A 23,388-nucleotide genomic window follows, 5' to 3' on the forward strand; every position below is an offset into this window, starting at 1 on the left:
CGTTTGCGCCGAGGCTGCTGCCATGGCGTTGGCAGCAGCAGCGTGCTACGGCCCGCGAAAGGCTCCGCAACAGGAGACGAGCGTGGGAGAGTGGGCCGGGGTCGCGATCGCGCTGGCGTCGAGCAGCCTCGGCGGCACCGCCGCGGCGATCACCCGCTATCTCGTCGGCGGCGCCGATCCGGTTCTGCTGGCGATCCTGCGCTGGGGGATCGGCTTTCTCTGCCTCCTGCCGTGTGCGCTCCTGCTTGGCGTGCGCTGGCCGCAGCGGCCCGACTGGCCGGCGGTGGCGCTGCTCGGCATCTGCTTCTTCGGCCTGTTCTTCATCCTCTACAATATCGCGGTGTCCTACACGACCGCCGCGCGCGCCAGTCTCGCGCTGGCGACGCTGCCGCTCCACACCATGGTGGTCGGTGCAATCCTCGGCGTCGAGCGTCTGACAGCGCGCAAGATCGTCGGCGTCGGCATCGCCGTGCTCGGTGTGGCAGCTGCGCTGGCCGCGGGGCTCGCCCAGAGCCCGCCCGGCGCCTGGCGCGGCGAGTTGATCATGACCGGTGCCGTATTCTGCATGGCGTTCTACAACGTGCTGTCGCGCCCGCTGATGCAGCGCTCCAGCGCGCTTGGCTTTCTCACCGTCGGCATGGGCGCGGGCGCCGCCGTGCTGGTGCTGGCGGGGTTCGTGAAGGGTAGCTTTGCGGCGCTCGATCACTTCACGACGGGGCAGTGGATTGCCGGCATCTATCTCGGCATCGGCGGCGGCGCGCTCGCCTTCATCCTCTGGGTGATGGCGCTGGCGCGGGCGACGCCGACCCGCGTTGCCAATACCATGACGGTCAATCCGATTGCCGCGACCTTGCTGGCGGCGCTGCTCATCGGCGAGCCGATCACGGCAAACCTTCTGATCGGGCTGGTTGCTGTGTTCGCCGGCATCTGGATCGCGACCAGCCAGGCGAAGCCGGCCTAGTTGCGCGGTGCCGTGACCGGGGGCGGGCTGGCGTCCGGTGTCTTCTTCGGCTTGAGCGTGCCGGCGTAGAACGAGAGCAGCCAGACCAGGATGATGGCGAGGAGATAGACGCCCCAGGCCTGTGGCGGCGTGGTTGCCCAGCGCAGCAGGCCTTTGAAGGTGCGGGGCGGGCTGTTGTCTTCGCTCATGGCCCGCTTGTGCGCGAAAGGGGCTGCGCGGTCAATCCGGGCGCCGTTCGGCGCGGATCAGGAACAGCGCGGCCAGCGCCGAGAGGCTGAGCGCGGAGGAGACGATCAGCACCTTGGCGCCCATGACGTCGATGAGCAGGCCGAAGGCCAGCGGCGCCACCGCTTGCGCCATCCGTGCCGGCGCGCCGATGATGCCGAGGCGGTAGCCGAAATCTTTCGGCCCGAAGATCGACAGCGGCAGCGTGCCGCGCGCGATCGTGAGAATGCCGTTGCCTGAGCCGTGGAGCAGTGCAAACGCGCTTGCGGCGGGGGCGCCGAAGATGGCGAGGATTGCGGCGCCGAGCGGGTGGGTGACGCAGGCAAGGCGCGTCGACCACAGCGGATGGAAGCGGCTCAGGAAGCCCGCTTCGAGAATGCGCGCGGCCACCTGTGCCGGGCCGATCAGCGCGCCGGCCGCGATGGCCTCGACATGCGTCGCACCTGTGGCCTCCAGCAGGCGCGGGAAATGGACGGCCATTGCGCCGGTGACGGTCCAGACCGCCGCGAACACGAAGGCGAGCAGCACCATGGTTCGGTCGAGCGGCAAATGCGGCTTCTCGGCCGTCGCCGCGGCCTGCCTGGCGCCCTTGATCGCCGGCAGCATGAAGAAGTTCAGGGGCAGGCCGATCAGGATGTTGGCGGCCGCCCAGGCGAAACAGGTCTCGCGCCAGCCGATATGGGACAGGCCCCAGGCGGTGAGGGGCCAGCCGACGGTGGAGGCGAAGCCTGCCATCAGCGTGATGCCGGTGATAGGCCTGCGCGCCTCGGTGCCGTAGATACGGCTGAGCGCGGCGAAGGCGGCATCGTACAGCCCCATCGCCATGCCGATGCCGAGCACGAGCCAGGCGAACGCCATCACCGCCAATGAGTGCGAGAGGCCGAGCAGGACGAGACCGGCGGCCATCGTCAGGTTCGAGACCGACAGCACCTGCCGGCCTCCGAACAGATCGATCTGCCGCCCGATGCGAGGGCCGAGCATCGCCGAGATCACGAGCGAGGCCGAGAACGCGCCAAAGATCCAGTTGGAGGAGACGCCGAGGTCGCGCGCCATGGGATCGGCGAGCAGCGCCGGCAGGTAGTAGCTGGAAGCCCAGGCCAGGGTCTGCGTGGTGCCGAGCGCCAGGATGATCGGAAGCTGGCGCTGGCTCATCTCGGTGCGATTCTGGTCTCGGTGTGCGGCGGTGTCATCGGTTGCATTTGCGGCCCGCGGCGAGAGTGCGTCAACAGCGTCCGCGACATATTCGATCTGCTGCGGACGGGAGCCTTGGTTGCGCACGGTTCGCGCGTGGCCTTTCGCTCGTCACGAATGCACGCCATAATGGCGCATGCAATTGACCTCGCGCCTCGCGCTGATGAACTGGCTGACCGGCCAAGGGCTGACGGGCTTGCCCGAAAACGAGCTGCTCCGCGGCTTCTGCGAGCGCTGCCGCGCCGAAGGGCTGGAACTCTCGCGCGGGCTCGTCGTGATCGACACGCTGCATCCGATCTATGAGGGCCGCGGCTTCCGCTGGAGCGACCGTCCCAGCAACGAGAGCGACGCATTCGAATACGGCTCGACTGCCGAGGGCGACGCGGCCAAGAGCTGGCGCCGCTCGGTGTTCTTCCACATGCTCGAGCACGGCAACGACGAGATGGTGATTGATCTCGCCGATGCGCCCTCAATGGATTTCTCACAGATCGGCGAGCTCGCGGAAAAAGGCCACAAGCACTATCTCGCCTTCGTGCATCGCTTCGGCGAGAACGGCGCGCTCGGCCTGATGGATTGCCTCTATTCCTGCTGGACCACGCGCCGCGACAGCGGCTTCTCCGAACCCGAGCTCGAAGCTCTGCGCGATCTCGTGCCGGTGCTGGGGCTCGCGATCAAGTCGGCGCAGCAGGTCGACATCGCGCGAACCCTCGGCCGCGTCTATCTCGGCCGCGATGCCTCCGCGCAGGTGCTGGGCGGGCGCATCACACGCGGCGTCACCGAGCGCATCAATGCCGTGCTGTGGTATTCGGATTTGCGCGGCTCGACCGGGATCAGCGAGAGCATCGGCCCCGACGAGATCATCCCGTTCCTCAACGACTATGCCCAGGCCGTGATCGACGCGATCCACGATGCCGGCGGCGACGTCCTGAAGCTGATCGGCGATGGCGTGCTCGCGATGTTCTGGGGGGAGGACATGTCGGACGCGCGGCGCGCTGCGCTACGCGCCGAGCATCTGTTCCGCAAGAACGTCGCTGCGCTGAACAAGCGGCGGGAGGCCGATGGCCGTCCCACGACGTCGGCCTATATCGGCCTGCATGTCGGCGAGGTCTTTTACGGCAATATCGGCAGCGCGGACCGGCTCGACTTCACCGTCGTCGGCCCCACCGTCAACGAGGTCAGTCGCATCGCCTCGATGAGCCGCTCGGTCGACCGCGAGCTGCTGGCCTCGGCCGAGTTCTACAAGGGCCTGGACGCCACCGGCCGTCGCTACCTCGTCTCCACCGGACGCTACGCGCTGCGCGGCATCGGCCGCGCGCAGGACCTCTACACGCTCGATCCCGAGGTCGATACGAGCGAGCCGATGACCGGGAGCTACGAGCGGTATCTGGCGAATTAGCGGCGGATCGCAGGGGCCGAGACATTGGGCGTTTTCGTTCGATCCTTGGCGGGCCATTGTTCGGAAAGCGGCGGCATCGAAGTCTCCTTGCCGGTCATGCGCTCAATGGCGACGGCGTAGACGGTGATGATGTCGAGCCGCGGGAAGAACCCCTTCGGTCGCGTCGTATCCGGCTTGCCGTATTTGGCCATCAACGTTTCGCAGAACCGCTGCTTGATGCCCGTGTCGCCCACGACCCTGATGCGGCCGAACAGGCATATGCTTCGATAGGCGAGACCGGAATCGCATTCGAACCGGCCATAGTCGAAGACACCTTCGTGCTCATCGATCTCGATGCAGACGCGGGGATCTCGCTCGATGTTTGCGCGCAGATGTCCCCGGGCGGCTGTCGTGTGCAGATACACCTCACCGTCGAGCCAGAGATAGAGGAGCGGGATACAGTAGGGAAAGCCGTCCTCGCTGACTGTCGCAAGATGGCCAGCATATCCGCGTGCCAGCATCTCCAGGATCCGCTCCTGCGACATGGCGCGGTCCTCGCGACGGATTTGCGGTGAACTCATGGTGCAAGACGCTCCGCGCCGCCATCCGAATGAGCGGACATTTCAGGTTTCCTTGTTATCCGAAACAGGATAGAAAAATAGTGGTCTTGAGCAAAGGTCCACTTGGTCCCATTGCGGCATACCACTTCTCGACGTGCGGCTCACCCTGTCGGACGAGGACCCGTGAAGAGCAGGCAGGGCTGGGCAGAACTCTATTCCTTCAGCGTCGACCGTACGGCGGAGGCGCCGGTATTCCGCCAAATCTACCTCGAGCTACGATCGGCAATTCTGTCCGGAGCGCTTCGTCCGGCGGCCAAGTTGCCCTCGACGCGCGACCTTGCGGCGCAGCTCGGCGTCTCGCGTACCGCAGTTGTTTCGGCTTTCGAGCAGCTGCTGGCCGAAGGTTATGCCTTCGGCAGGAAGGGGGCGGGGACCTACGTTGCGTCCGATCTGCCTGAACCGTTTGCCGCGCCTCATGGCCGCAAGACGCGGGCGGCACCGGCCGCGGCAGGCGTGGCCTCCTTTCACGGCCTCGGCGATTTCGTCGATGTGACGACGCAGAATGACGAGCGTCCCTTCAACCTGGGGCGCACGCTGTTGGATGCACGTAGCGCCGAATTGTGGCGCAAACTCACCGCGCGCACGCTGCGATCGTTTGAGCGACATCATCTCGGCTATGGCGATCCGCGTGGCTTGCTGGAGCTGCGCAAGTCGGTTTGCGACTATCTTCGGGCCGCACGCGGCGTGCGCTGCGAGGTCGACCAGATCGTGATCACCGCCGGCACGCAGCAAGCCGTGGACATCGTCGCACGTGTCATGCCCGGGCCGGACAAGGAGGTCTGGATCGAAGACCCCGGCTATACCCTGACCCGTCTTACGCTCACTGCGTCAGGCGCGAAGGTTTGCGCCATCCCGGTTGACCAGCACGGCGTCAACGTCACGGAAGGGATCCGCCGCGCCCCGAAGGCGCGCGCAGTTTTCATAACGGCCTCGCACCAGTTTCCGACAGGCGTTCCCCTCTCGATGGCGCGCCGCCTCGAACTTCTCGCCTGGGCCCGCGAGTCCGGCGCCTGGATCATCGAGGACGATTACGCCAGCGAATTCCGCTACGGCGGCCGTCCGCTCGCTTCGCTTCAGGGCCTGGATGAGGCCGGCCGTGTCATTTACGTCGGAACTCTCAACAAGGCGCTCTTCCCCGGACTGCGGCTTGGCTACGCCGTGCTGCCACACCCGCTGGTGCGGAATTTCGTTGCCGCGCGCTATCTGATCGACCGTCAACCGTCGAGCCTCTGCCAGTCCGTTGCCGCGGCCTTCATGGAAGAGGGGCATTTCGCAACCCACATCCGCAGAATGCGGGAAGTGTACCGCCGCCAGCGCGATACCCTCGTTGCGGCACTGAGGCGGCGCCTGGGCGACCATTTGTCGGTCGAGCCGCCGGACCAGGGAATGCACCTGGTTGCCTACACGCGACGGGGACTTTCCGACGTGAAGATCGAACGGGCCGCTCGCGACCACGGCGTCACCGTTCGCGCGATGAGCCGCCACTATATCGAGGCGCCGGCGCAGTCGGCGCTGATGCTGGGCTTTAGCGGCTACCCGCAGCAGACCATTGCGCCGGCGGTTGCCCGATTGGCGCGGGCCATCGCCGCTGATTGAGTACCGGACTAGCACCGCGCCGGCACTTCGTCCCCCACCATGGCCGGCTGCCGATCCAGCGCCACGGCGGGAGAGAGCCAGATCACCAGCGCCTGAACGCCGAACACGGCGGCGGCGAGATACAGGCAGGCCTCCGCGCTCCAGAAGCCGCCGACGATCGCGCCCAGCGCCGAGCCGAGCGGGCGGGCGCCGTAGCTCATGATGTTGATGGCGGAGACGCGTCCGAGCAGGCGCGGCGGCGTCACGGACTGCCGCAGGGTCGTGGTCGAAATCACCCACAGGATCGGCCCGACGCCGAGCAGGAAGAAGCTCAAGGCCGCGAGCCAGGGCGAGGGGACCAGCACCGTCAGCGCCATCACTATAGCGGCGACGAAACCCGTGACCGGGCCAAGGCCGACCACCGTGCCGAAGGCGATGCGCTTCATCACGCGCGTGGCGAACAACGCACCGATCACCATGCCGACGCCGTACATCGTCAGCACGGTGCCGACGCCTGCGGCCGTCAGGCCGAGATGGCGCACGGCATAGGGCACGAACACGGCGATCTGGAGGAACCAGCCGGTGTTGAAGATGAACTGGGTGATGAACACCGGCCGCAGCAGTGGATGGTGGAACACGAAGGCCGCGCCCTCGCGGATGTCCTGGAACGGATGGCGCCGCGGCGAGGGCGTCCGGGTGGGCTCGTAGATGCCGGAGAGCAGCACGACGGCGATGGCCGAGAGCGCCGCGGCAAAGCCGAAGGCCGGGCTCGCGCCCCACCAGCCGACCAGTGCGCCGCCGACCGCAGGCCCGCTTGCAAAGGCGATGGTGCGGGCGAGCTCGATGCGGGCATTTGCCGACGGCAACAGCTCCGCGCTCACCAGCGAGGGCACCAGGGCCGGCGCTGCCACGCTGTAGACGACCGTGCCGCATACGGCGGCAAAGCCGAGCAGAGCCAGCAGCGGCAAATTGAGCGCGCCAAGTGTGAGCAGCAGCACGATGGCCGCCAGCGCGACCGCGCGCAGCGCTTCGGCACCCGCCATCAGCGAGCGGCGGGAGATGCGGTCGGCGAGCAGGCCGGCCGGAATGGCGAACAGGACGAAGGGCAGGGTGAGGGCGGTCTGGAGCAGGCCGGTCTGGCCTTCCGCAACACCCAGCGTGAGCACGGCGACGATGGGGGCCGCGGCCAGCGCGATCTGCTCGGCCGATTGCGCCGCCAGGTTGGACCAGGCGAGGCGGTTGAAAGTGTCAGGGAGGCGAAGCGGATTTGACATGGCGCATTTCCTGCAAAGTCGAGTTGGCGCCAGTATCCGCTCCCGAGGACGGCCAAACCCACCCGCTTCCCGACAGGGTGGCGAATAACCGCCGCGCCGGGAACTCATGCGGCTAGATGCAGTTGCAAATGAGTTGCAATAAGCTTCGACTTCGGTATTCTGCCGCTATGGATGCCCGCTCACCCGATTTGACCCAAGATGCCGCCGGCTGGCGCACTGATGCGCCGGCTACCAAGAGCCTCGCCGAGGTGAACGCCACGATCGCCATCCCCACGGCAGGGGTGTGGTGGCGGCGATTGCTCGCCTTTGTCGGCCCCGGCTACCTGGTCTCGGTCGGCTACATGGACCCCGGCAACTGGGCGACCGACCTCGCCGGCGGGTCGAAGTTCGGCTACACGCTGCTTTCGGTCATCCTGCTCTCGAATTTGATGGCGATCCTGCTCCAGTCGCTGGCGGCGCGGCTCGGCATCGTCACCGACCGCGACCTCGCGCAGGCCTGCCGCGCGACCTATTCGCCGGCGGTGAACTTCCTGCTCTGGCTCGCCTGCGAGGCGGCGATCATCGCCTGCGATCTCGCCGAAGTCATCGGCACAGCGATTGCGCTCAAACTGCTGTTCGGCATTCCCCTGATCGGCGGCGCGCTGCTTGCCGCGCTCGATGCGTTCCTGCTGCTGCTCCTGATGAACCGCGGCTTTCGCTTCCTCGAAGCGTTCGTCATCGCGATGCTTGTCGTGATCGCGGTCTGCTTCCTGGTCCAGATCGTGGCCGCGGCGCCGCCGATGGCGGAAGTCCTGCACGGCTTCATGCCGAAGACCGAGATCTTCACCAATCCGGAAATGCTCTACATCGCGATCGGCATCATCGGCGCGACCGTGATGCCGCATAATCTCTACCTGCACTCCTCGATCGTGCAGACGCGCGCCTATGAGCGCAACGACACCGGCCGGCGCGAGGCGATCAAATGGGCGACGACGGATTCGACCATCGCCCTGATGCTGGCACTGTTCATCAATGCCGCGATCCTCGTCGTGGCAGCCGCGACCTTCCACAAGAGCGGCCATTCCGACGTCGCCGAAATCGGCCAGGCCTTCGAGCTGTTGTCGCCGCTGCTCGGCCTCGGTATCGCCTCGACGCTGTTTGCGATTGCGCTGCTCGCCTCGGGCCTGAACTCGACGGTGACGGCGACGCTCGCCGGCCAGATCGTGATGGAGGGGTTTCTCGACCTGCGCCTGCCGAGCTGGGCGCGGCGATTGCTGACGCGCGGCATCGCCATCGTTCCGGTGATCGTCGTCACCGCGATCTATGGCGAGCGCGGCACGGCCGATCTGCTGGTGTTCAGCCAGGTCGTGCTGTCGATGCAGCTGCCCTTCGCCGTCATCCCGCTGGTCCGCTTCGTTTCGGATCGGCGCAAGATGGGGAAGTTCGCGATACCCACGTCAGTCGCCGCGCTCGCGTGGATCGTCGCGGGCGTGATCGTGGTTTTGAACGTGAAGTTGTTGGTGGATACACTGTTCGGGTGAGTGTTCGCCCAACACACCGCCGTCGTCGCCCGGCTTGACCGGGCGACCCTGTATTCCAGAGACGGTTGTGATTGAGCCGAGAAGCCGCGGCGTACTCGATGCCCCGGTCAAGCCGGGGCATGACAGCGAGCTAGTCCTGCGGCTCTGACGTCGCGTCACCTTGCGCATCGATGCGCAGCCAGCCTGAGGGTGCGAGGCGCTGCTGCGGCAGGAAGCGGGCCTTGTAGTCCATCTTCTTGGAGCCTTCGATCCAGTAGCCGAGGTAGACGTAGGGCAGGCCCTGACGTCGCGCCCGTGCGATATGGTCGAGGATCATGAAGGTCCCCATCGACCGGCTGACCTGGCTCGGCTCGAAGAACGAATAGACCATCGACAGGCCGTCGCTGAGCACGTCGGTCAGCGCCACCGCGATCAGCTCCTCGCCGCGGCCGGTGATGCCGCTGTCGGGGCCGCGCTTGCGGTACTCGATGATGCGGGTCTCGACATGGCTGTCCTCGACCATCATGGCGTAGTCCAGAACGGTCATGTCGGCCATGCCGCCATGGCGGTGGCGGGAGTCGAGATAGGCGCGGAACACCGAATATTGCTCGGAGGTCGGCACCGCACTGCGCTGCTCGCCGATGATGTCGGCGTTGCGCGCGATGACTTTCCGGAAGTTGCGGGAGGGGCGGAACTCGTTGGCGACCACCCTGACCGAGACGCAGGCGCGGCACTGGTCACAGGCCGGCCGGTAGGCGATCGACTGGCTGCGACGGAACCCGCCATGGGTCAGGAGGTCGTTGAGGTCGCCTGCGCGCTCCCCCACGAGGTGCGTAAACACCTTGCGCTCATGCCGGCCCGGCAGGTACGGGCATGGAGAGGGCGCCGTGAGGTAAAATTGGGGGGTGTCGCGCGAGTGCTGGGTCAAGGGACGTCGTGGGCCTCCAAAGTGGGCATGAGCATCGCGCTACGAAGGCCCTCGGTCAATCGGTCTACTCGGCAGATCAGATAAGGCAGTTTAGTCGGTCCTGGTTGATAGGTTCTTGACCATCAGGTTCTCAGTAGGTTCTTGCGGCCTGGGGCACGGGCGCGCGGACGGAATTGTTGATCACGACCGTTCCCAGCACGAAATCATGCAGCAGGCGCCGGCGGCCGTTGAACAGCCCAACCAGCACCACGAAAGGTGTCAGGAACGAGACCGTCACCCAGAACAGCACGGCATGGGTGGCGCCGAGCACGAAATAGCCGGGCGCGCCGTACCAGGTGCGCAGTTCGAGATCCATCAAGCGCATGCCGATCGTCGCGGACGACGGACCGCCGATGCAGGCACCATAATAGACGATGGCCCAAACAACGGAGGCCGGCCAGGCCAGCCAGAACAGCGCCCAGCCGATGCCGAGCGTGACGATGCCAAACAGCGCGATGAAGATGTAGCCGAGGATCACGGGAACGGAGATCACGACCATGTCGATCAGCAACGCGAACGCCCGCCGCGTCGCCACGCCGCGGAACAATTCCGGGTGCAGATAGGGATCGTAGGCGTGCGGTTGCATAGCGCCGTCATTGCGCCAGGCATTGCCCGAATCCGAATACGACATGGTCCGTTCTCCCAAGGGAAACTCCCGTGGCAGGACATGGGAGCAAGTCATCCCCGTGCCAAGGGCGTGCGGGCGTCAACAAGCCGAAATATTCCGGCAATTCGGGGGCGGGGCTGTTACCGCTGTCGTTCAGGGAGGGCGTCGTAGGGTAGGCAAAGGCGCGTTAGCGCCGTGCCCACCATCGTTCCGCGATCGCTAGCTGGCATTGTGGGCACGCTTCCGCCTTCGCTCTTCGAGCTACGGCGGACAAGCCGCTTGGCCCATCCCGCGATACCTTACGTCTGGCTCCGCAGCTTCTCCGCCACCCTCGGGGCAAAATAGCTGAGCACGCCGTCGGCGCCGGCGCGCTTGAACGCCAACAGGCTCTCCATCATCGCGCGCTCGCCGTCGAGCCAGCCATTGTTGGCGGCCGCGGCGATCATCGCGTATTCGCCGGAGACCTGGTAGGCGAAGGTCGGCATCGCAAAGGTGTCCTTCACGCGCCGGACCACATCGAGATAGGGCATGCCGGGCTTCACCATCACCATGTCGGCACCCTCGGAGATGTCGAGGTCGACTTCGCGCAGCGCCTCGTCGGTGTTGGCGCTGTCCATCTGGTAGGTGCGCTTGTCGCCGGTGAGCGTCTTGGCCGAACCGATGGCGTCGCGGAACGGGCCGTAGAAGGCGGAGGCGTACTTTGCCGCATAGGCCATGATCTGCACGTCGAGCAGGCCTGAGCGGTCAAGCCCCTCGCGGATCGCGGCGACGCGGCCGTCCATCATGTCGGAGGGCGCGATGATGTCGCAGCCGGCTTCGGCCTGGACCAGCGCCTGGCGCACCAGCACCGCGACCGTCTCGTCGTTCAAAATCTTGCCGTCGGAGATCAGGCCGTCATGGCCGTGGCTGGTGAAGGGATCGAGCGCGACGTCGCAGAGGATGCCGATGTCGGGAAACTCCTTCTTGATCGCGCGCACCGCCTGGCAGACCAGGTTGTTCGGATTGGTCGCCTCGGAGCCTTCCTCGTCGCGCAGGGACGGATCGGTGTAGGGAAACAGCGCGAGGCAGGGGATGGTGAGCTTCATGGCGCGCTCGGCCTCGCGCACGGCCTGGTCGACGCTGAGGCGGTCGACGCCCGGCATCGAGGCGATCTGCTCGCGCTTGTTGTCGCCGTCGATCAGGAACAGCGGCCAGATCAAATCGTCGGTGGTGAGCACGTTCTCGCGCACCATGCGCCGGGCCCATTCGGCCTTGCGGTTGCGGCGCGGGCGGACGGTCAGATCGAGGGCAGGGGAGGCACTGGCGCCATCCCGGCGCGAAACCTCGCGCAATTCGATCGGACGTCCGTATTTGATCGCCATCATTCTTCCTCCGGCTGGAATTATTCTTATACCAGCTCGCATGGTTCCCGCCACCGCGGCTTGACCTGCCGCAAGGCAAAATTGAGCTCACTCGGGCAGCCGATTGATTTTGCGGGGCGAAGCAGCCAGAAGGGGACCATGTCCGAAATCTCCACCCGCGATGCGGCCCGCGACGGCGCCAGTGCCAGGGACGCCGCCAGAGACAACGCCAGAGACAACGCGATGTCGGTGGCGGCGATCTCGTCGGAGCGCCCCGAGTCCGACGACAATGTCTGGACGCGCCGGCTCGTGCTGTTCCTGCGCGTGATGGCGCTGCTGTCGATTTTGAAGGGCCTCTATCACTGGGCCCAGGTCACCGGCTTCGTCGGCGGCGAGGACGAGGCATTCGAGAACCAGTCGATGGCCTGGCAGGCCGCCACCGTCTATTTCGCCGTGATCGAGCTCGTTGCCGCGGTCGGCCTCTGGCTCGCGACGCCGTGGGGCGCGGTGGTGTGGCTGACGACCGTCGTGTCGATGGCGGTGATCGAACTGATGTTCCCGGGCATCTACGGCGGCAGCCTGATCGTCGTCGGTGTCGAAGCCTTCATGCTCGCCGCCTATCTCGCGCTCGCCTGGATGGCCGCGCGCGAGCGGCCGCCGTAGCGCGCTTGCGATTTCAACGCACACTCTCTCGTGCCCCGGACGCAGCGCAGCACGCAGTGTTGCGCTGCTGAGCCGGGGCCCAGCTCTCCACGATCTCGGTTGCGGCTTCTGGGTCCCGGCTCTTCGCTCCGCTTCGCTGCGCTTGTCCGGGACACGAGAGCGGCATTTCCGAAGTCGTGGCTTGGTTGACCGATGGTTGCCTAAAATTCGAGGTAACTTTTCATTGACTCCGTGCATTCCGCCACAGCTCTTACGCGCCCGTTTCGAAACGGGGCGGCCCTGTACTGGAATGCGACAGAGGTGGCGGACGGAGGGTGAACAGGACCTTGCGAGGGTCAACAGACGGTTGCGAAAAGCCCTTGTGACACAGGCTTAATCCGCAATTCACTGTCTTAAATTCATGATCTCTTTATTCTCTTATTTAAGCCGATCTTCAAACGCCCCCCTTAAGTTGCACCTATCAGACGGAGCACAAGTTTCGTCGAATGAGTGTCGATAAAAACGACAACAGGGGAAGTGTCATGATGAAAGCCGTCGCAACTGCGGCAGATACCGCAGAGCGCGTCTCCGGCCAGCAGGGTTCGGTGCAGTCGCTCTATCTGGAAGCTTTGACTCTGGTGGAGCGGCTGCATCGCCGGCTCCTCGACGTCATCAAGGATGAATTCGATCGCCGCGGCCGTGCGGACATCAACTCGGTCCAGGCGCTCCTGCTCTACAACATCGGCGACAAGGAGCTGACCGCGGGCGAGCTGCGCACGCGCGGTTACTATCTCGGCTCCAACGTCTCCTACAATCTGAAGAAGCTCGTCGAGCTCGGCTTCCTCGATCATCAGCGCTCGCGCGTCGATCGCCGCTCGGTGCGCATCCGCCTGACCCCGCAGGGCCAGGAAGTCCGCCGCATCGTCGACTCCCTCTACCAGAAGCACGTCAAGACGGTGGAGCAGGTCGGCGGTATCTCGGGCGAGGAGTTCTCGACCCTCAACAAGTCGCTGCACCGCCTCGAGCGGTTCTGGACCGACCAGATCCTGTATCGTCTCTGAGTTCTTTGCGACGGGACTTGGCCAAGCCGGCCCATAACAAGACCGGCAAGCCTCCCGAACGTGCCTGACCTCCCCAAGCGCGCCGGCCCGGCTTTGCCCGGACCGGTGCGTTTTGTCGTTTCGCGACTGCGAAATAATGACCCGGCCGGGCGGAACCAGTTCCCCGCACCGCAGTTGTTACTGCGGATCGGAGGATGCGATGCTGGTCGAGCGCGGGCTTCAGGCAATGAACGTCGAACTCGTGAGCGACGCCTATGCCATCGCCGCGAATTACCTCCGCCGCTCCGGCGCGATTCCCGACACGCTGGTTACCAACGAAAGCCTGCTCGAGATCATCATCAAGCTGCTCCAGCACGGCGAATTGAACAAGATCAGGCTCGCCAACAAGGCCATTGGCCGGTTCGAGGCCCAGTCCGGGGCCCGCGCGGTTGCCTGATCAAAACTCCCAAAATTCGACAGAACCAGAGGGTGACATGGAAGCTGCCATCGACCGCATCATGCAGACCTATGACCTGCTCGCGAACCGCACGTCCGCGGCGAGCGCGGAGGCGCGGGCCAAGGTCACGAACTATCTCAATACGTTGATGGAAGCCGGCGAGAAGGACACCCACAGGTTGACGGTGTGCGGACTGACCTATCTGCGTCAGCTCGACGGCAGCGTCGATCCCGTGAAGGCTGGGTATACCGGGCTGTAGGGGCAGGTCCGGCCCGCACGGATTTTAAGGTCCAAATCGGACCCTTCAGGACTGATCGGGGCGGACGGTTCAAGGAGTCGTCCGCTCGCCCGGCCCCTTCAATCCCCACCATATCTTGCATAAATATCAGGCCCGACCCGCAAATACTTGGCCGGGGGCGGGTGATGTGGTAGATCGCGCTCGCCGCTTCCGATCGCCACACCAGACCGCCCGTAGCCCGCCAAAAGGCTGCGGCGGTGGAGATATTCGCAAGATGACCTCAGCCAGAACCGCCTCCGCGCCCGACTCGTTTTTCACCGCCTCGCTCGACCAGGCCGACCCGGAAATCGCCGCCGCCATCAAGGGCGAGCTCGGCCGGCAGCGCCATGAGGTCGAGCTGATCGCCTCCGAGAACATCGTCAGCCGTGCCGTGCTGGAAGCGCAGGGTTCGGTGATGACCAACAAGTACGCAGAGGGTTATCCGGGCGCGCGCTACTATGGCGGTTGTGAGTGGGTCGACGTCGCCGAGAACCTCGCGATCGATCGCGCCAAGAAGCTGTTCGGCGCCAACTTCGCCAACGTGCAGCCGAACTCCGGCAGCCAGATGAACCAGGCCGTGTTTCTGGCGCTGCTGCAGCCCGGCGACACCTTCATGGGCCTCGACCTCGCGGCCGGCGGCCATCTCACCCACGGCTCGCCCGTCAACATGAGCGGCAAGTGGTTCAAGGCCGCGCACTACACTGTGCGCCGCGAGGACCAGATCATCGACATGGACGCGGTCGCCAAGCAGGCCGAAGAGGTCAAGCCCAAGCTGATCGTCGCCGGCGGCTCGGCCTATTCGCGCGCCTGGGACTTCAAGCGTTTCCGCGAGATTGCGGACAGCGTCGGCGCCTACCTCCTGGTCGACATGGCGCACTTCGCCGGTCTCGTCGCCGGCGGCGTGCATGCCTCGCCCGTGCCGTATGCCCACGTCACCACCACCACCACGCACAAGTCGCTGCGCGGTCCGCGCGGTGGCCTGATCCTCTCGAACGACGAGGCGCTCGCCAAGAAGCTCAATTCGGCGATCTTCCCGGGCCTGCAGGGTGGGCCCCTGATGCATGTGATCGCGGCGAAGGCGGTCGCCTTCGGCGAGGCGCTGCGTCCGGACTTCAAGATCTATGCGAAGAACGTCGTCGAGAACGCCAAGGCGCTGGCCGAGGCGATGAAGAGCCACGGGTTCGATATTGTCTCCGGCGGCACCGATAACCATCTGATGCTGGTCGACCTCAGGCCGAAGGGCCTGAAGGGCAACGTCTCGGAGAAGGCGCTGGTCCGCGCCGCCATCACCTGCAACAAGAACGGCATTCCGTTCGACCCCGAAAAGCCCTTCGTCACCTCGGGCCTGCGTCTCGGCACCCCGGCGGCGACGACCCGCGGTTTCGGCGTCGCCGAATTCCAGCAGGTCGGCGGCATGATCGCCGAGGTCCTGAACGCGATCGCGCAGTCCGACGACGGCAAGGCGCCGCTGGTCGAAGCCGCGATCAAGGAACGGGTCAAGGCGCTCACCGATCGGTTCCCGATCTATCAGTAAAGCCTAGGGTAAACGGATGCGCTGCCCGAACTGCAACAGTCTCGATACGCAGGTAAAGGACTCGCGTCCGACTGAGGATTCTTCCGTGATCCGCAGGCGGCGCGTGTGTGTCGCCTGCAATTTCCGCTTCACCACTTTCGAGCGCGTGCAGTTGCGCGAGCTCACGGTGATCAAGCGCAACGGCCGCCGCGTGCCGTTCGACCGCGACAAGCTGATGCGCTCGGTGTCGATCTCCTTGCGCAAGCGGCAGGTCGAGCCGGAGCGCGTCGAGAAGATGGTCTCCACCATCGTCCGCGAGCTCGAGACCGGTGGCGAGGCCGAGATCTCCTCCGAGGTGATCGGCGAGACCGTGATGGAGCATCTGCGCACGCTCGACGACGTCGCCTATGTGCGCTTTGCCTCGGTCTATCGCAATTTCCGCGAGGCCAAGGATTTCGCCGACGTGCTCGGCGAGCTCTCCGGTGAGGAGGAAGCGCGGCTCGCCGCGATCCGCAAATGATCTTCCGGATCCTGGAGGATCAGTTCGCGCAGAAGGCCCGCGAGTCCAAGGACGCCGATCGCCGCTTCCTGCAGCTTGCGCTGGCGCTGGGCAAGCGCGGGCAGGGGCGCACCTGGCCCAATCCTGCCGTGGGCGCTGTCATCGTCAAAGACGGGGTCATCATCGGCCGTGGCTGGACGCAGCCAGGCGGGCGCCCGCACGGCGAGCCCGAAGCGCTGCGCCGGGCCGGCGAGGCCGCGCGAGGCGCTACGCTCTATGTCACGCTGGAGCCGTGCTCGCATTTCGGCAAGTCGCCGCCTTGCGCAGACACGGTGATTGCCGCCGGCATCACGCGGGTGGTCGCGGCGATCGAGGATCCCAATCCGGAAGTGGCGGGCCAGGGTCATGCGCGTTTGCGCGCCGCCGGCATCACGGTGGATGTGGGTCTGTGCGCGGCGGAGGCCGCGTTCGACCATGCCGGGCATTTCCGCCGCATCCGTGACAAGCGCCCGCACGTGATCCTGAAGCTCGCGGTCTCGCCTGACGGCAAGATCGGTGCGGCTGGCGGCAAGCCGCTTGCGATCACGGGCGAGGCCGTGCGCAATCGCGTGCATCTGCTCCGCGCACAGAGCGACGCCGTCCTGGTCGGCGTGGGCACGGTGCTGGCGGATGATCCGCAGCTCAACTGTCGCCTGCCGGGCATGGAAGCGCGTTCGCCCATACGCGTCGTGCTCGACCAGAATCTGCGCATTTCGGCCGCGAGCCAGCTTGGTCGTTCCGCGCGGGAGACGCCACTCTGGGTGATCGGCTCGGAGCTTGCGGAAGCCGCCGCCGCCACGCGGCTCGGAGCGGCCGGCGCTCAGATCATCCGCGTACCGCCGGGAAACGCTTCCGGGCTTGATCTTTCGGCCGTGTTGCATGTGCTGGCGGAGAAAGGCATCACGCGGCTGATGGTCGAGGGCGGCAGCCGCGTCGCGGCGTCCTTCGTCGCGGCCGACCTCGCCGACGAGATCTGGCTGTTCCGCGGAGCGGAAGAGGTCGGCCCGGGCGGCGTCGATGCGCTCGATGCATTGCCCCTGTCGAAAATCACGCGGTCGCAGGCCTATAAGGTTCATGCTAGCGAGACATTCGGCAAGGATACTCTCACCATCTACGAGCGCGCGTAATGTTCACTGGCATTGTCACCGATATCGGCGAGATCGTCGGCTTCACGCCCACAGCGCAGGGCCAGTTGCACAGGCTGCGCATCGCTTGCCGCTACGATCAGACCACGATCGCCGACGGCGCCTCGATCGCCTGCAACGGCGTCTGCCTGACGGTGGTTGCTTCCGGCGTCGAAGGCGGCAGAACCTGGTTCGACGTCGATGCCGCCGCCGAGACGCTGGCGCTGACGACTGCAAAGCACTGGAAGGTCGGCACGAGGCTCAATCTCGAGCGCGCGCTCAAGATCGGCGACGAGCTCGGCGGCCATATCGTCGCCGGCCATGCCGACGGTGTCGCCACCCTCGTCAGTCGCGAGGACCTGCCTGATATGGCGCGGTTCGAGCTCTCGACCACGCGGGAGCTCGCGCGCTTCATCGCCACCAAGGGCTCGATCACGCTCGACGGCGTCTCGCTGACGGTCAATACGGTGAGAGACGTGACCTTTTCGGTGCTGATCATCCCGCATACTCTGACGGTCACGACGATCGGCGGCTGGAAAGCGGGCGCCGAGGTCAATATCGAGGTCGACCTGATGGCCCGCTATGCCGCGCGGCTGACGGAAATGAAGTGACGGCGGAGCCGTCATTCCGGGATGGTCCGAAGGACCAGACCACAGGTGCGCAATTGCGCACCGGGGAATCTCGAGATTCCGGGCTCGATGCTTCGCATCGCCCCGGAATGACAGTGTCTTTGAACTTGGCTTACATGCGTCCGGCGACTACATAGCGCCGACCTCTGTAGAACGGATTTAGACGATGGCAGACGCGCGACGCGCACCCCTGAAGGACCAGACCGACATTTCCGGCGCACGCGCGCTGATTGTCGAGGCGCGGTTCTATGACGATCTCCAGGATGCGCTTCTGGACGGCGCGGTGACCGAGCTGAAGGCAGCCGGTCTGACGCATGACATCATCACGGTTCCCGGCGCGCTGGAAATCCCGGCGGCGGTCGCCATCGCGATCGATGCCGCGGCGGCGAACGGCAAGCCCTATGACGCGGTGATCGCGCTCGGCTGCGTGATCCGCGGCGATACCATCCATTTCGAGATCGTCTCGCAGGAATCCTCGCGCGCGCTGATGGATCTTGCGGTCTCGCGAAAGCTGCCGCTCGGCAACGGCATCCTCACCGTCAACACCGAGGCGCAGGCCTGGGCGCGGGCGCGCGCCAGCGAGCTCAACAAGGGCGGCGATGCCGCGCGCGCCGCGCTTGCGATGCTGCGCATCAAGCGCCGGCTGGCGCGGGCTTGATCATGGCCGATCACAGCAAAAAGCCGCCGGCTGGCACCGAGAAGAAAGCGAACCGGCGCGGTGCGGCGCGGCTCGCGGCCGTGCAGGCGCTGTATCAGATGGACATCGCCGGCGCCGGCATCAACGACATCTTTGCGGAGTTCGAGAGCCACTGGCTCGGCAACGAGGTCGAGGGCGATACTTACCTGCCGGCGGAAGCCGCGTTTTTCCGGGATGTCGTCTCCGGCGTCGTGCGCGACCAGAAGAAGCTGGATCCCCTGATCGACGAGGCGCTGTCGACGGGGTGGCCGTTGAAGCGCATCGAGGCCATCCTGCGCGCAGTGCTGCGGGCAGGGGCCTATGAGCTCCAGCACCGCAAGGACGTGCCGGGCCGCGTCGTCGTGTCCGAATATGTCGACGTCGCCAATGCCTTCGTCGACCGCGAGGAGACCGGCATGGTCAACGCCGTGCTAGACCAGATCGGCCGCCAGTTCCGCGGCGACGAGTTCGGGCGGGGGTAGTTATCCACGATGGCGGTGAAGAGATGCGATGCGGCTGCCCCATACTCCGCTGTCATCACCCGCGAAGGCGGGTGATCCAGTACGCCGCGGCGGTCGTAATTCATCACTGCCGTCTCGGCATACTGGATCGCCCGGTCAAGCCGGGCGATGACAGTATTGGGTGTGGCTAAGGCCGATGGCAGACTCTCAAAACCCCTCCGCCGAAGACTCCCTCATCGCGCGCTATTTCAAGCCGCTGGCGACCGATCCCGGCGCGTTCGGGCTGGTCGATGATGCCGCGGTCCTGTCCTCGTCCGGCGACGACATCGTCGTCACCACCGACGCCGTCGTCGAGGGCGTGCATTATCTTGCCACCGATCCGCCCGACACCATCGCGCGCAAGGCGCTGCGGGTGAACCTGTCCGATCTTGCCGCCAAGGGCGCGGCGCCCGCCGGCTTCGTGCTGACGCTGGCGTTGCGCAGCCGGGAGGATGCCTGGCTCAGACCGTTCGCGGACGCGCTCGGCGAGGACAGCAGGACCTTCGCGTGCCCGCTGCTCGGCGGCGACACGGTGTCGACGCCGGGGCCGCAGATGATCTCGATCACCGCCTTCGGCCGCGTGCCGAAGGGGCGGATGGTCGGCCGTACCGGCGCGCGGCCGGGCGACCGCATCCTGGTGACGGGAACGATCGGCGATGCCGTGCTCGGCCTCAGCGTGCTCACAGGCGGCGCCGCGGCCGGGGCGTTCGCGTCCGAACCGCAAGCGAGGGAAATGCTGGTCTCGCGCTATCGCATCCCGCAACCGCGCAATGTACTGGCGCAGGCCGTGCGTGACCACGCGACGGCCGCGATGGATGTCTCCGACGGGCTCGCCGGCGATCTGACGAAACTCTGTGCGGCGTCCGGCGTCTCGGCCACGGTGAACGTGGCGAGCATACCCCTGTCACCCGCGGCGGCCGGCCTGATCGCGCGCAACGCTATTTGCGTTGAGACGCTGCTCGCCGGGGGCGACGACTACGAGGTGCTGTGCACGGTGCCGCCGGCGCAAAGTGAGGCGCTGATTGCCGCAGGGCAGGCGGCGGGCGTGGCCGTCACGGCGATCGGCACGATCGTCGCGGGCCGCGAACGGCCGCGCTTTTTGGACGGTCAGGGCCAGGAACTGGCCTTGAAGCGCCTGTCCTACAGCCACTTCTGAATTCGACTCGCCTCAAGCCCGATCTGTCCGGATTTGCCGGTCGCCGCTTGCCGCAACCCCGACGAAAGCAAGTAGATGTATCCGAACCGCTGGTGCGAATGCAGCCAATGGATTTGATTCGATGACGGCGGCCGTTGCGGGTTTGAGCGAGGCGCAGATTGTTCCCGGGAGGGAGTGCGGAAGCTGCACGCTCTGTTGCAAGGTCTACAACGTGGTCGAGCTCGGCAAGACCGCTGGCAAATGGTGCTCGCATTGCAAGCCCGGCCGGGGTTGCACGATCCACGACAATCTGCCGGACGAGTGCGCCGCGTTCAATTGTCTCTGGAAAACCATGCCGTCGATGTCCATGCAATGGAAGCCGGATCAGTCGAAGATGGTGCTCACCTTGCATCCCGGGACTAACAACATCCATGTCGTGGTCGATCCCGGCCTGCCATCGGCCTGGACCCGGGAGCCTTATCACGGCCAGTTGCGCGGGTTGTCGAAGGCCAACATGGCGAAAGGCCATCTTGTCGTGGTGTTGGTCAATGAGCAGGCGACGCTCATCCTGCCCGACCAGGATGTGCCGCTCGGCGTCCTCAAGCCCGAGCAGGCCGTTTCGGTGACGCTGGAGGCTGGCCCCAATGGCAGCGTCTACGACGTCAAGATCTTCAACCGACGCACGACAGCCGACGGGCAGACCCTGGAAATGGCGTCAGCCTCTCGCCATCCCGTGAGGGCGATGGCCTAGGCGTGGCCCAGGCCAAGCCTCGCCCGGTTCTGAGGTCGCCTCCCGGTGCTGCGCCAGGCCGGCGGCCAAGCGCTCGGGATTAGGTCTAAATACTTGCCGAGATCGGCTTTTTCGACCTCATCCGGCGTTGCACCCTCAATTTGATTTTGGCAAGCTTGTGACCGACCAGGGCCACACCTTCGTGCAAGGGGCGGCCCTGTTCAACATAAGGGCGCCAACCGCATGACGGAAAAACAAAAGGCGCCGGGGGTACGTACATCAAGGATCTGAGGCAAAAATCACATGACAGCATTATGGTTGATAGTGCTCTGCGGAGTGCTTTCCATCGTCTACGCGATCTGGGCGACGTCTTCGGTGTTGAGTGCGGATGCGGGGTCACCGCGCATGCAGGAAATTGCAGGCGCAGTCGCTGAAGGCGCACAGGCGTATCTGCGGCGCCAGTATACGACGATCGGTATTGTCGGCGTCGTCATCTTCGTCCTGCTTGTCTATTTCCTTGGTCTCTACGTCGGCATCGGCTTCTTGATCGGCGCCGTCCTGTCGGGGGCGGCCGGCTTCATCGGCATGAACGTCTCGGTTCGCGCCAATGTGCGCACCGCCCAGGCAGCGACCACGTCGCTTGCCGGCGGCCTCGAGCTCGCCTTCAAGGCAGGCGCCATCACGGGCATGCTGGTGGCGGGTCTCGCGCTGCTCGGCGTGACCCTCTATTTCGGCTTCCTGGTGCACTCGCTGAAACTCGCGCCCGATAGCCGTCTCGTGGTCGACGCCCTGGTGGCGCTCGGCTTCGGTGCCTCGCTGATCTCGATCTTCGCCCGTCTCGGCGGCGGCATCTTCACCAAGGGTGCGGACGTCGGCGGCGACCTCGTCGGCAAGGTCGAGGCCGGCATCCCCGAGGACGATCCGCGCAACCCGGCCACCATTGCCGACAACGTCGGTGACAACGTGGGCGACTGCGCCGGCATGGCTGCCGACCTGTTCGAGACCTATGCGGTGACTGCGGTCGCCACCATGGTGCTCGCGGCGATCTTCTTCGCCAAGACGCCGATCCTCATGAACATGATGACGCTGCCGCTCGCCATCGGCGGCATCTGCATCATCACCTCGATCATCGGCACCTTCTTCGTGAAGCTCGGGCCGAGCCAATCGATCATGGGCGCGCTCTACAAGGGCCTGATCGCAACCGGCATCCTGTCGCTGATCGGCATCGCCGGCGTGATCTACTATCTGATCGGCTTCGGCAAGCTCGACGGCGTCGACTACACCGGCATGTCGCTGTTCCAATGCGGCATCGTCGGCCTCGTCGTCACCGCGCTGATCATCTGGATCACCGAATACTACACCGGCACCGACTATCGGCCGGTGAAGTCGATCGCCCAGGCGTCGGTGACCGGTCACGGCACCAACGTGATCCAGGGTCTCGCCGTCTCGATGGAAGCGACCGCGCTGCCCGCGATCGTCATCATCGCCGGCATCCTGGTCACCTACAGCCTGGCGGGCCTGTTCGGCATCGCGATCGCGACGGCCACCATGCTGGCGCTGGCCGGCATGGTCGTCGCCCTCGACGCCTTCGGCCCGGTCACCGACAACGCCGGCGGCATCGCCGAGATGGCGGGCCTGCCGAAGGAGGTGCGCAAGTCGACCGACGCGCTCGATGCGGTCGGCAACACCACCAAGGCGGTGACGAAGGGCTACGCGATCGGTTCCGCCGGTCTCGGTGCCCTCGTGCTGTTCGCGGCCTACAACCAGGACCTCAAGTTCTTCGTTGCGGACTCCGCGCACCATCCGTACTTCGCCGGCGTCAATCCGGACTTCTCGCTCAACAACCCCTACGTGGTTGTCGGCCTGCTGTTCGGCGGCCTCTTGCCGTATCTGTTCGGCGCGATGGGCATGACTGCGGTCGGTCGCGCGGCAAGCGCGATCGTCGAGGAGGTGCGCCGGCAGTTCCGCGAAAAGCCGGGCATCATGCAGGGCACCGACAAGCCGGATTACGGCAAGGCGGTCGACCTGCTGACCAAGGCGGCGATCAAGGAGATGATCATCCCCTCGCTGCTGCCGGTGCTGTCGCCGATCTTCGTCTACTTCGTGATCTATGCGATCGCGGGTGGCGGCCCGGCCGGCAAGTCGGCTGCGTTCTCCGCGGTGGGCGCGATGTTGCTCGGCGTGATCGTGACGGGCCTGTTCGTCGCGATCTCCATGACCTCGGGCGGCGGCGCCTGGGACAACGCCAAGAAGTACATCGAGGACGGTCACTTCGGCGGCAAGGGCAGTGATGCCCACAAGTCGGCCGTCACCGGCGACACCGTCGGCGATCCCTACAAGGATACGGCGGGACCGGCGGTGAACCCGATGATCAAGATCACGAACATCGTGGCCTTGCTGCTGCTGGCGATCCTCGCGCACTGAACGGCGCAAGCGACACACGACAAAACCCCGCGGCGCGAGCCGCGGGGTTTTTGTTTGATGGGCTGGAGG

The 23,388-nt window shown here is 65.6% G+C and carries 24 protein-coding genes; 17 read left to right on the plus strand and 7 right to left on the minus strand.

Annotated features, from left to right (window positions below; translation table 11 throughout):
• Window positions 1-82 precede the first annotated feature (82 nt).
• The gene (locus tag AB7290_RS18150; RefSeq protein ID WP_085399887.1) at window positions 83-961 is read left to right on the plus strand and encodes a DMT family transporter; all 879 of its coding nucleotides are present in this window, start codon (window positions 83-85) and stop codon (window positions 959-961) included.
• Here AB7290_RS18150 and AB7290_RS18155 read toward each other — a convergent pair.
• Both AB7290_RS18155 and AB7290_RS18160 read right to left on the minus strand, forming a co-directional pair.
• Window positions 958-1,149: a hypothetical protein gene (locus tag AB7290_RS18155; protein WP_071913207.1), complete on the minus strand. Its 192-nt coding sequence runs from the start codon at window positions 1,147-1,149 to the stop codon at window positions 958-960. The two genes, AB7290_RS18150 and AB7290_RS18155, sit on opposite strands and share 4 nt — an antisense overlap.
• A 31-nt stretch (window positions 1,150-1,180) precedes the next feature.
• Entirely contained in the window at window positions 1,181-2,338 is a 1,158-nt protein-coding gene (locus AB7290_RS18160; RefSeq protein ID WP_085399886.1) for an MFS transporter, read from the minus strand.
• Between the two features lie 175 nt (window positions 2,339-2,513).
• On the opposite strand from AB7290_RS18160, the gene AB7290_RS18165 reads away from it, so the two are divergent.
• A complete protein-coding gene (locus AB7290_RS18165) occupies window positions 2,514-3,773 on the plus strand; it encodes an adenylate/guanylate cyclase domain-containing protein (protein WP_085399866.1) in 1,260 nt (419 codons plus the stop codon).
• Here AB7290_RS18165 and AB7290_RS18170 read toward each other — a convergent pair.
• A complete protein-coding gene (locus tag AB7290_RS18170; protein ID WP_063982847.1) occupies window positions 3,770-4,333 on the minus strand; it encodes a pyridoxamine 5'-phosphate oxidase family protein in 564 nt (187 codons plus the stop codon). The two genes, AB7290_RS18165 and AB7290_RS18170, sit on opposite strands and share 4 nt — an antisense overlap.
• A 162-nt stretch (window positions 4,334-4,495) precedes the next feature.
• Here AB7290_RS18170 and pdxR point away from each other — a divergent pair, with 162 nt between their 5' ends.
• Entirely contained in the window at window positions 4,496-5,968 is a 1,473-nt protein-coding gene (gene pdxR, locus AB7290_RS18175; protein WP_161495785.1) for a MocR-like pyridoxine biosynthesis transcription factor PdxR, read from the plus strand.
• 8 nt (window positions 5,969-5,976) lie between these two features.
• On the opposite strand, the gene AB7290_RS18180 is transcribed toward pdxR, so the two are convergent.
• Complete coding sequence (locus AB7290_RS18180; RefSeq protein ID WP_085399864.1) at window positions 5,977-7,221, minus strand: MFS transporter; 1,245 nt, start codon at window positions 7,219-7,221, stop codon at window positions 5,977-5,979.
• Window positions 7,222-7,388: 167 nt separating this feature from the next.
• Between AB7290_RS18180 and AB7290_RS18185 the strand changes: the two genes are divergently transcribed.
• On the plus strand, window positions 7,389-8,741 hold the full coding sequence (locus tag AB7290_RS18185) for an Nramp family divalent metal transporter (RefSeq protein WP_085399863.1): 1,353 nt from the start codon (window positions 7,389-7,391) through the stop codon (window positions 8,739-8,741).
• A gap of 130 nt (window positions 8,742-8,871) precedes the next feature.
• On the opposite strand, the gene AB7290_RS18190 is transcribed toward AB7290_RS18185, so the two are convergent.
• The 3 genes from AB7290_RS18190 to hemB all read right to left on the minus strand — a co-directional run bounded on the left by AB7290_RS18190 (window position 8,872) and on the right by hemB (window position 11,655).
• Window positions 8,872-9,648, minus strand: coding sequence for an arginyltransferase (locus AB7290_RS18190; RefSeq protein ID WP_014494765.1), 777 nt, complete (start codon window positions 9,646-9,648; stop codon window positions 8,872-8,874).
• A 130-nt stretch (window positions 9,649-9,778) separates the two neighbouring features.
• Window positions 9,779-10,318 carry an RDD family protein gene (locus AB7290_RS18195; RefSeq protein ID WP_085399862.1) on the minus strand — a complete coding sequence of 180 codons (540 nt, stop codon included), beginning with the start codon at window positions 10,316-10,318 and terminating at the stop codon, window positions 9,779-9,781.
• A gap of 275 nt (window positions 10,319-10,593) precedes the next feature.
• On the minus strand, window positions 10,594-11,655 hold the full coding sequence (gene hemB / locus AB7290_RS18200) for a porphobilinogen synthase (RefSeq protein ID WP_085399885.1): 1,062 nt from the start codon (window positions 11,653-11,655) through the stop codon (window positions 10,594-10,596).
• A gap of 138 nt (window positions 11,656-11,793) precedes the next feature.
• Here hemB and AB7290_RS18205 point away from each other — a divergent pair, with 138 nt between their 5' ends.
• The 13 genes from AB7290_RS18205 to AB7290_RS18265 all read left to right on the plus strand — a co-directional run bounded on the left by AB7290_RS18205 (window position 11,794) and on the right by AB7290_RS18265 (window position 23,319).
• Window positions 11,794-12,297: a DUF6163 family protein gene (locus tag AB7290_RS18205; RefSeq protein ID WP_028155097.1), complete on the plus strand. Its 504-nt coding sequence runs from the start codon at window positions 11,794-11,796 to the stop codon at window positions 12,295-12,297.
• 521 nt (window positions 12,298-12,818) lie between these two features.
• Window positions 12,819-13,337, plus strand: a complete 519-nt coding sequence (gene ldtR, locus AB7290_RS18210; RefSeq protein WP_011087797.1) for a transcriptional regulator LdtR — start codon at window positions 12,819-12,821, stop codon at window positions 13,335-13,337.
• A 199-nt stretch (window positions 13,338-13,536) separates the two neighbouring features.
• Entirely contained in the window at window positions 13,537-13,773 is a 237-nt protein-coding gene (locus tag AB7290_RS18215) for a hypothetical protein (protein ID WP_028152498.1), read from the plus strand.
• 37 nt (window positions 13,774-13,810) lie between these two features.
• On the plus strand, window positions 13,811-14,032 hold the full coding sequence (locus AB7290_RS18220) for a hypothetical protein (protein ID WP_008131709.1): 222 nt from the start codon (window positions 13,811-13,813) through the stop codon (window positions 14,030-14,032).
• A 253-nt stretch (window positions 14,033-14,285) separates the two neighbouring features.
• The gene (glyA, locus tag AB7290_RS18225) at window positions 14,286-15,584 is read left to right on the plus strand and encodes a serine hydroxymethyltransferase (RefSeq protein WP_028152497.1); all 1,299 of its coding nucleotides are present in this window, start codon (window positions 14,286-14,288) and stop codon (window positions 15,582-15,584) included.
• 16 nt (window positions 15,585-15,600) lie between these two features.
• Window positions 15,601-16,083, plus strand: coding sequence for a transcriptional regulator NrdR (nrdR, locus tag AB7290_RS18230; RefSeq protein ID WP_007603426.1), 483 nt, complete (start codon window positions 15,601-15,603; stop codon window positions 16,081-16,083).
• Complete coding sequence (gene ribD / locus AB7290_RS18235; protein WP_085399861.1) at window positions 16,080-17,228, plus strand: bifunctional diaminohydroxyphosphoribosylaminopyrimidine deaminase/5-amino-6-(5-phosphoribosylamino)uracil reductase RibD; 1,149 nt, start codon at window positions 16,080-16,082, stop codon at window positions 17,226-17,228. The genes nrdR and ribD overlap by 4 nt, the downstream gene beginning before the upstream one ends.
• The gene (locus tag AB7290_RS18240; protein ID WP_085399860.1) at window positions 17,228-17,836 is read left to right on the plus strand and encodes a riboflavin synthase; all 609 of its coding nucleotides are present in this window, start codon (window positions 17,228-17,230) and stop codon (window positions 17,834-17,836) included. The genes ribD and AB7290_RS18240 overlap by 1 nt, the downstream gene beginning before the upstream one ends.
• A gap of 184 nt (window positions 17,837-18,020) precedes the next feature.
• Window positions 18,021-18,512 (plus strand): 6,7-dimethyl-8-ribityllumazine synthase, encoded by a 492-nt coding sequence (gene ribH / locus AB7290_RS18245; RefSeq protein WP_085399859.1) that lies wholly within the window; start codon window positions 18,021-18,023, stop codon window positions 18,510-18,512.
• A 2-nt stretch (window positions 18,513-18,514) separates the two neighbouring features.
• Window positions 18,515-19,012, plus strand: coding sequence for a transcription antitermination factor NusB (gene nusB / locus AB7290_RS18250; protein WP_085399858.1), 498 nt, complete (start codon window positions 18,515-18,517; stop codon window positions 19,010-19,012).
• Between the two features lie 175 nt (window positions 19,013-19,187).
• Window positions 19,188-20,186 carry a thiamine-phosphate kinase gene (gene thiL / locus AB7290_RS18255; protein WP_085399857.1) on the plus strand — a complete coding sequence of 333 codons (999 nt, stop codon included), beginning with the start codon at window positions 19,188-19,190 and terminating at the stop codon, window positions 20,184-20,186.
• A gap of 121 nt (window positions 20,187-20,307) precedes the next feature.
• Window positions 20,308-20,916 carry a hypothetical protein gene (locus AB7290_RS18260; protein ID WP_085399856.1) on the plus strand — a complete coding sequence of 203 codons (609 nt, stop codon included), beginning with the start codon at window positions 20,308-20,310 and terminating at the stop codon, window positions 20,914-20,916.
• 282 nt (window positions 20,917-21,198) lie between these two features.
• A complete protein-coding gene (locus AB7290_RS18265; protein WP_071913231.1) occupies window positions 21,199-23,319 on the plus strand; it encodes a sodium-translocating pyrophosphatase in 2,121 nt (706 codons plus the stop codon).
• The last annotated feature ends 69 nt before the right edge of the window (window positions 23,320-23,388 follow it).

This window comes from Bradyrhizobium sp. 613_E4_N2_2 (genome assembly GCF_052075995.1).
Classification (GTDB): domain Bacteria; phylum Pseudomonadota; class Alphaproteobacteria; order Rhizobiales; family Xanthobacteraceae; genus Bradyrhizobium; species Bradyrhizobium barranii.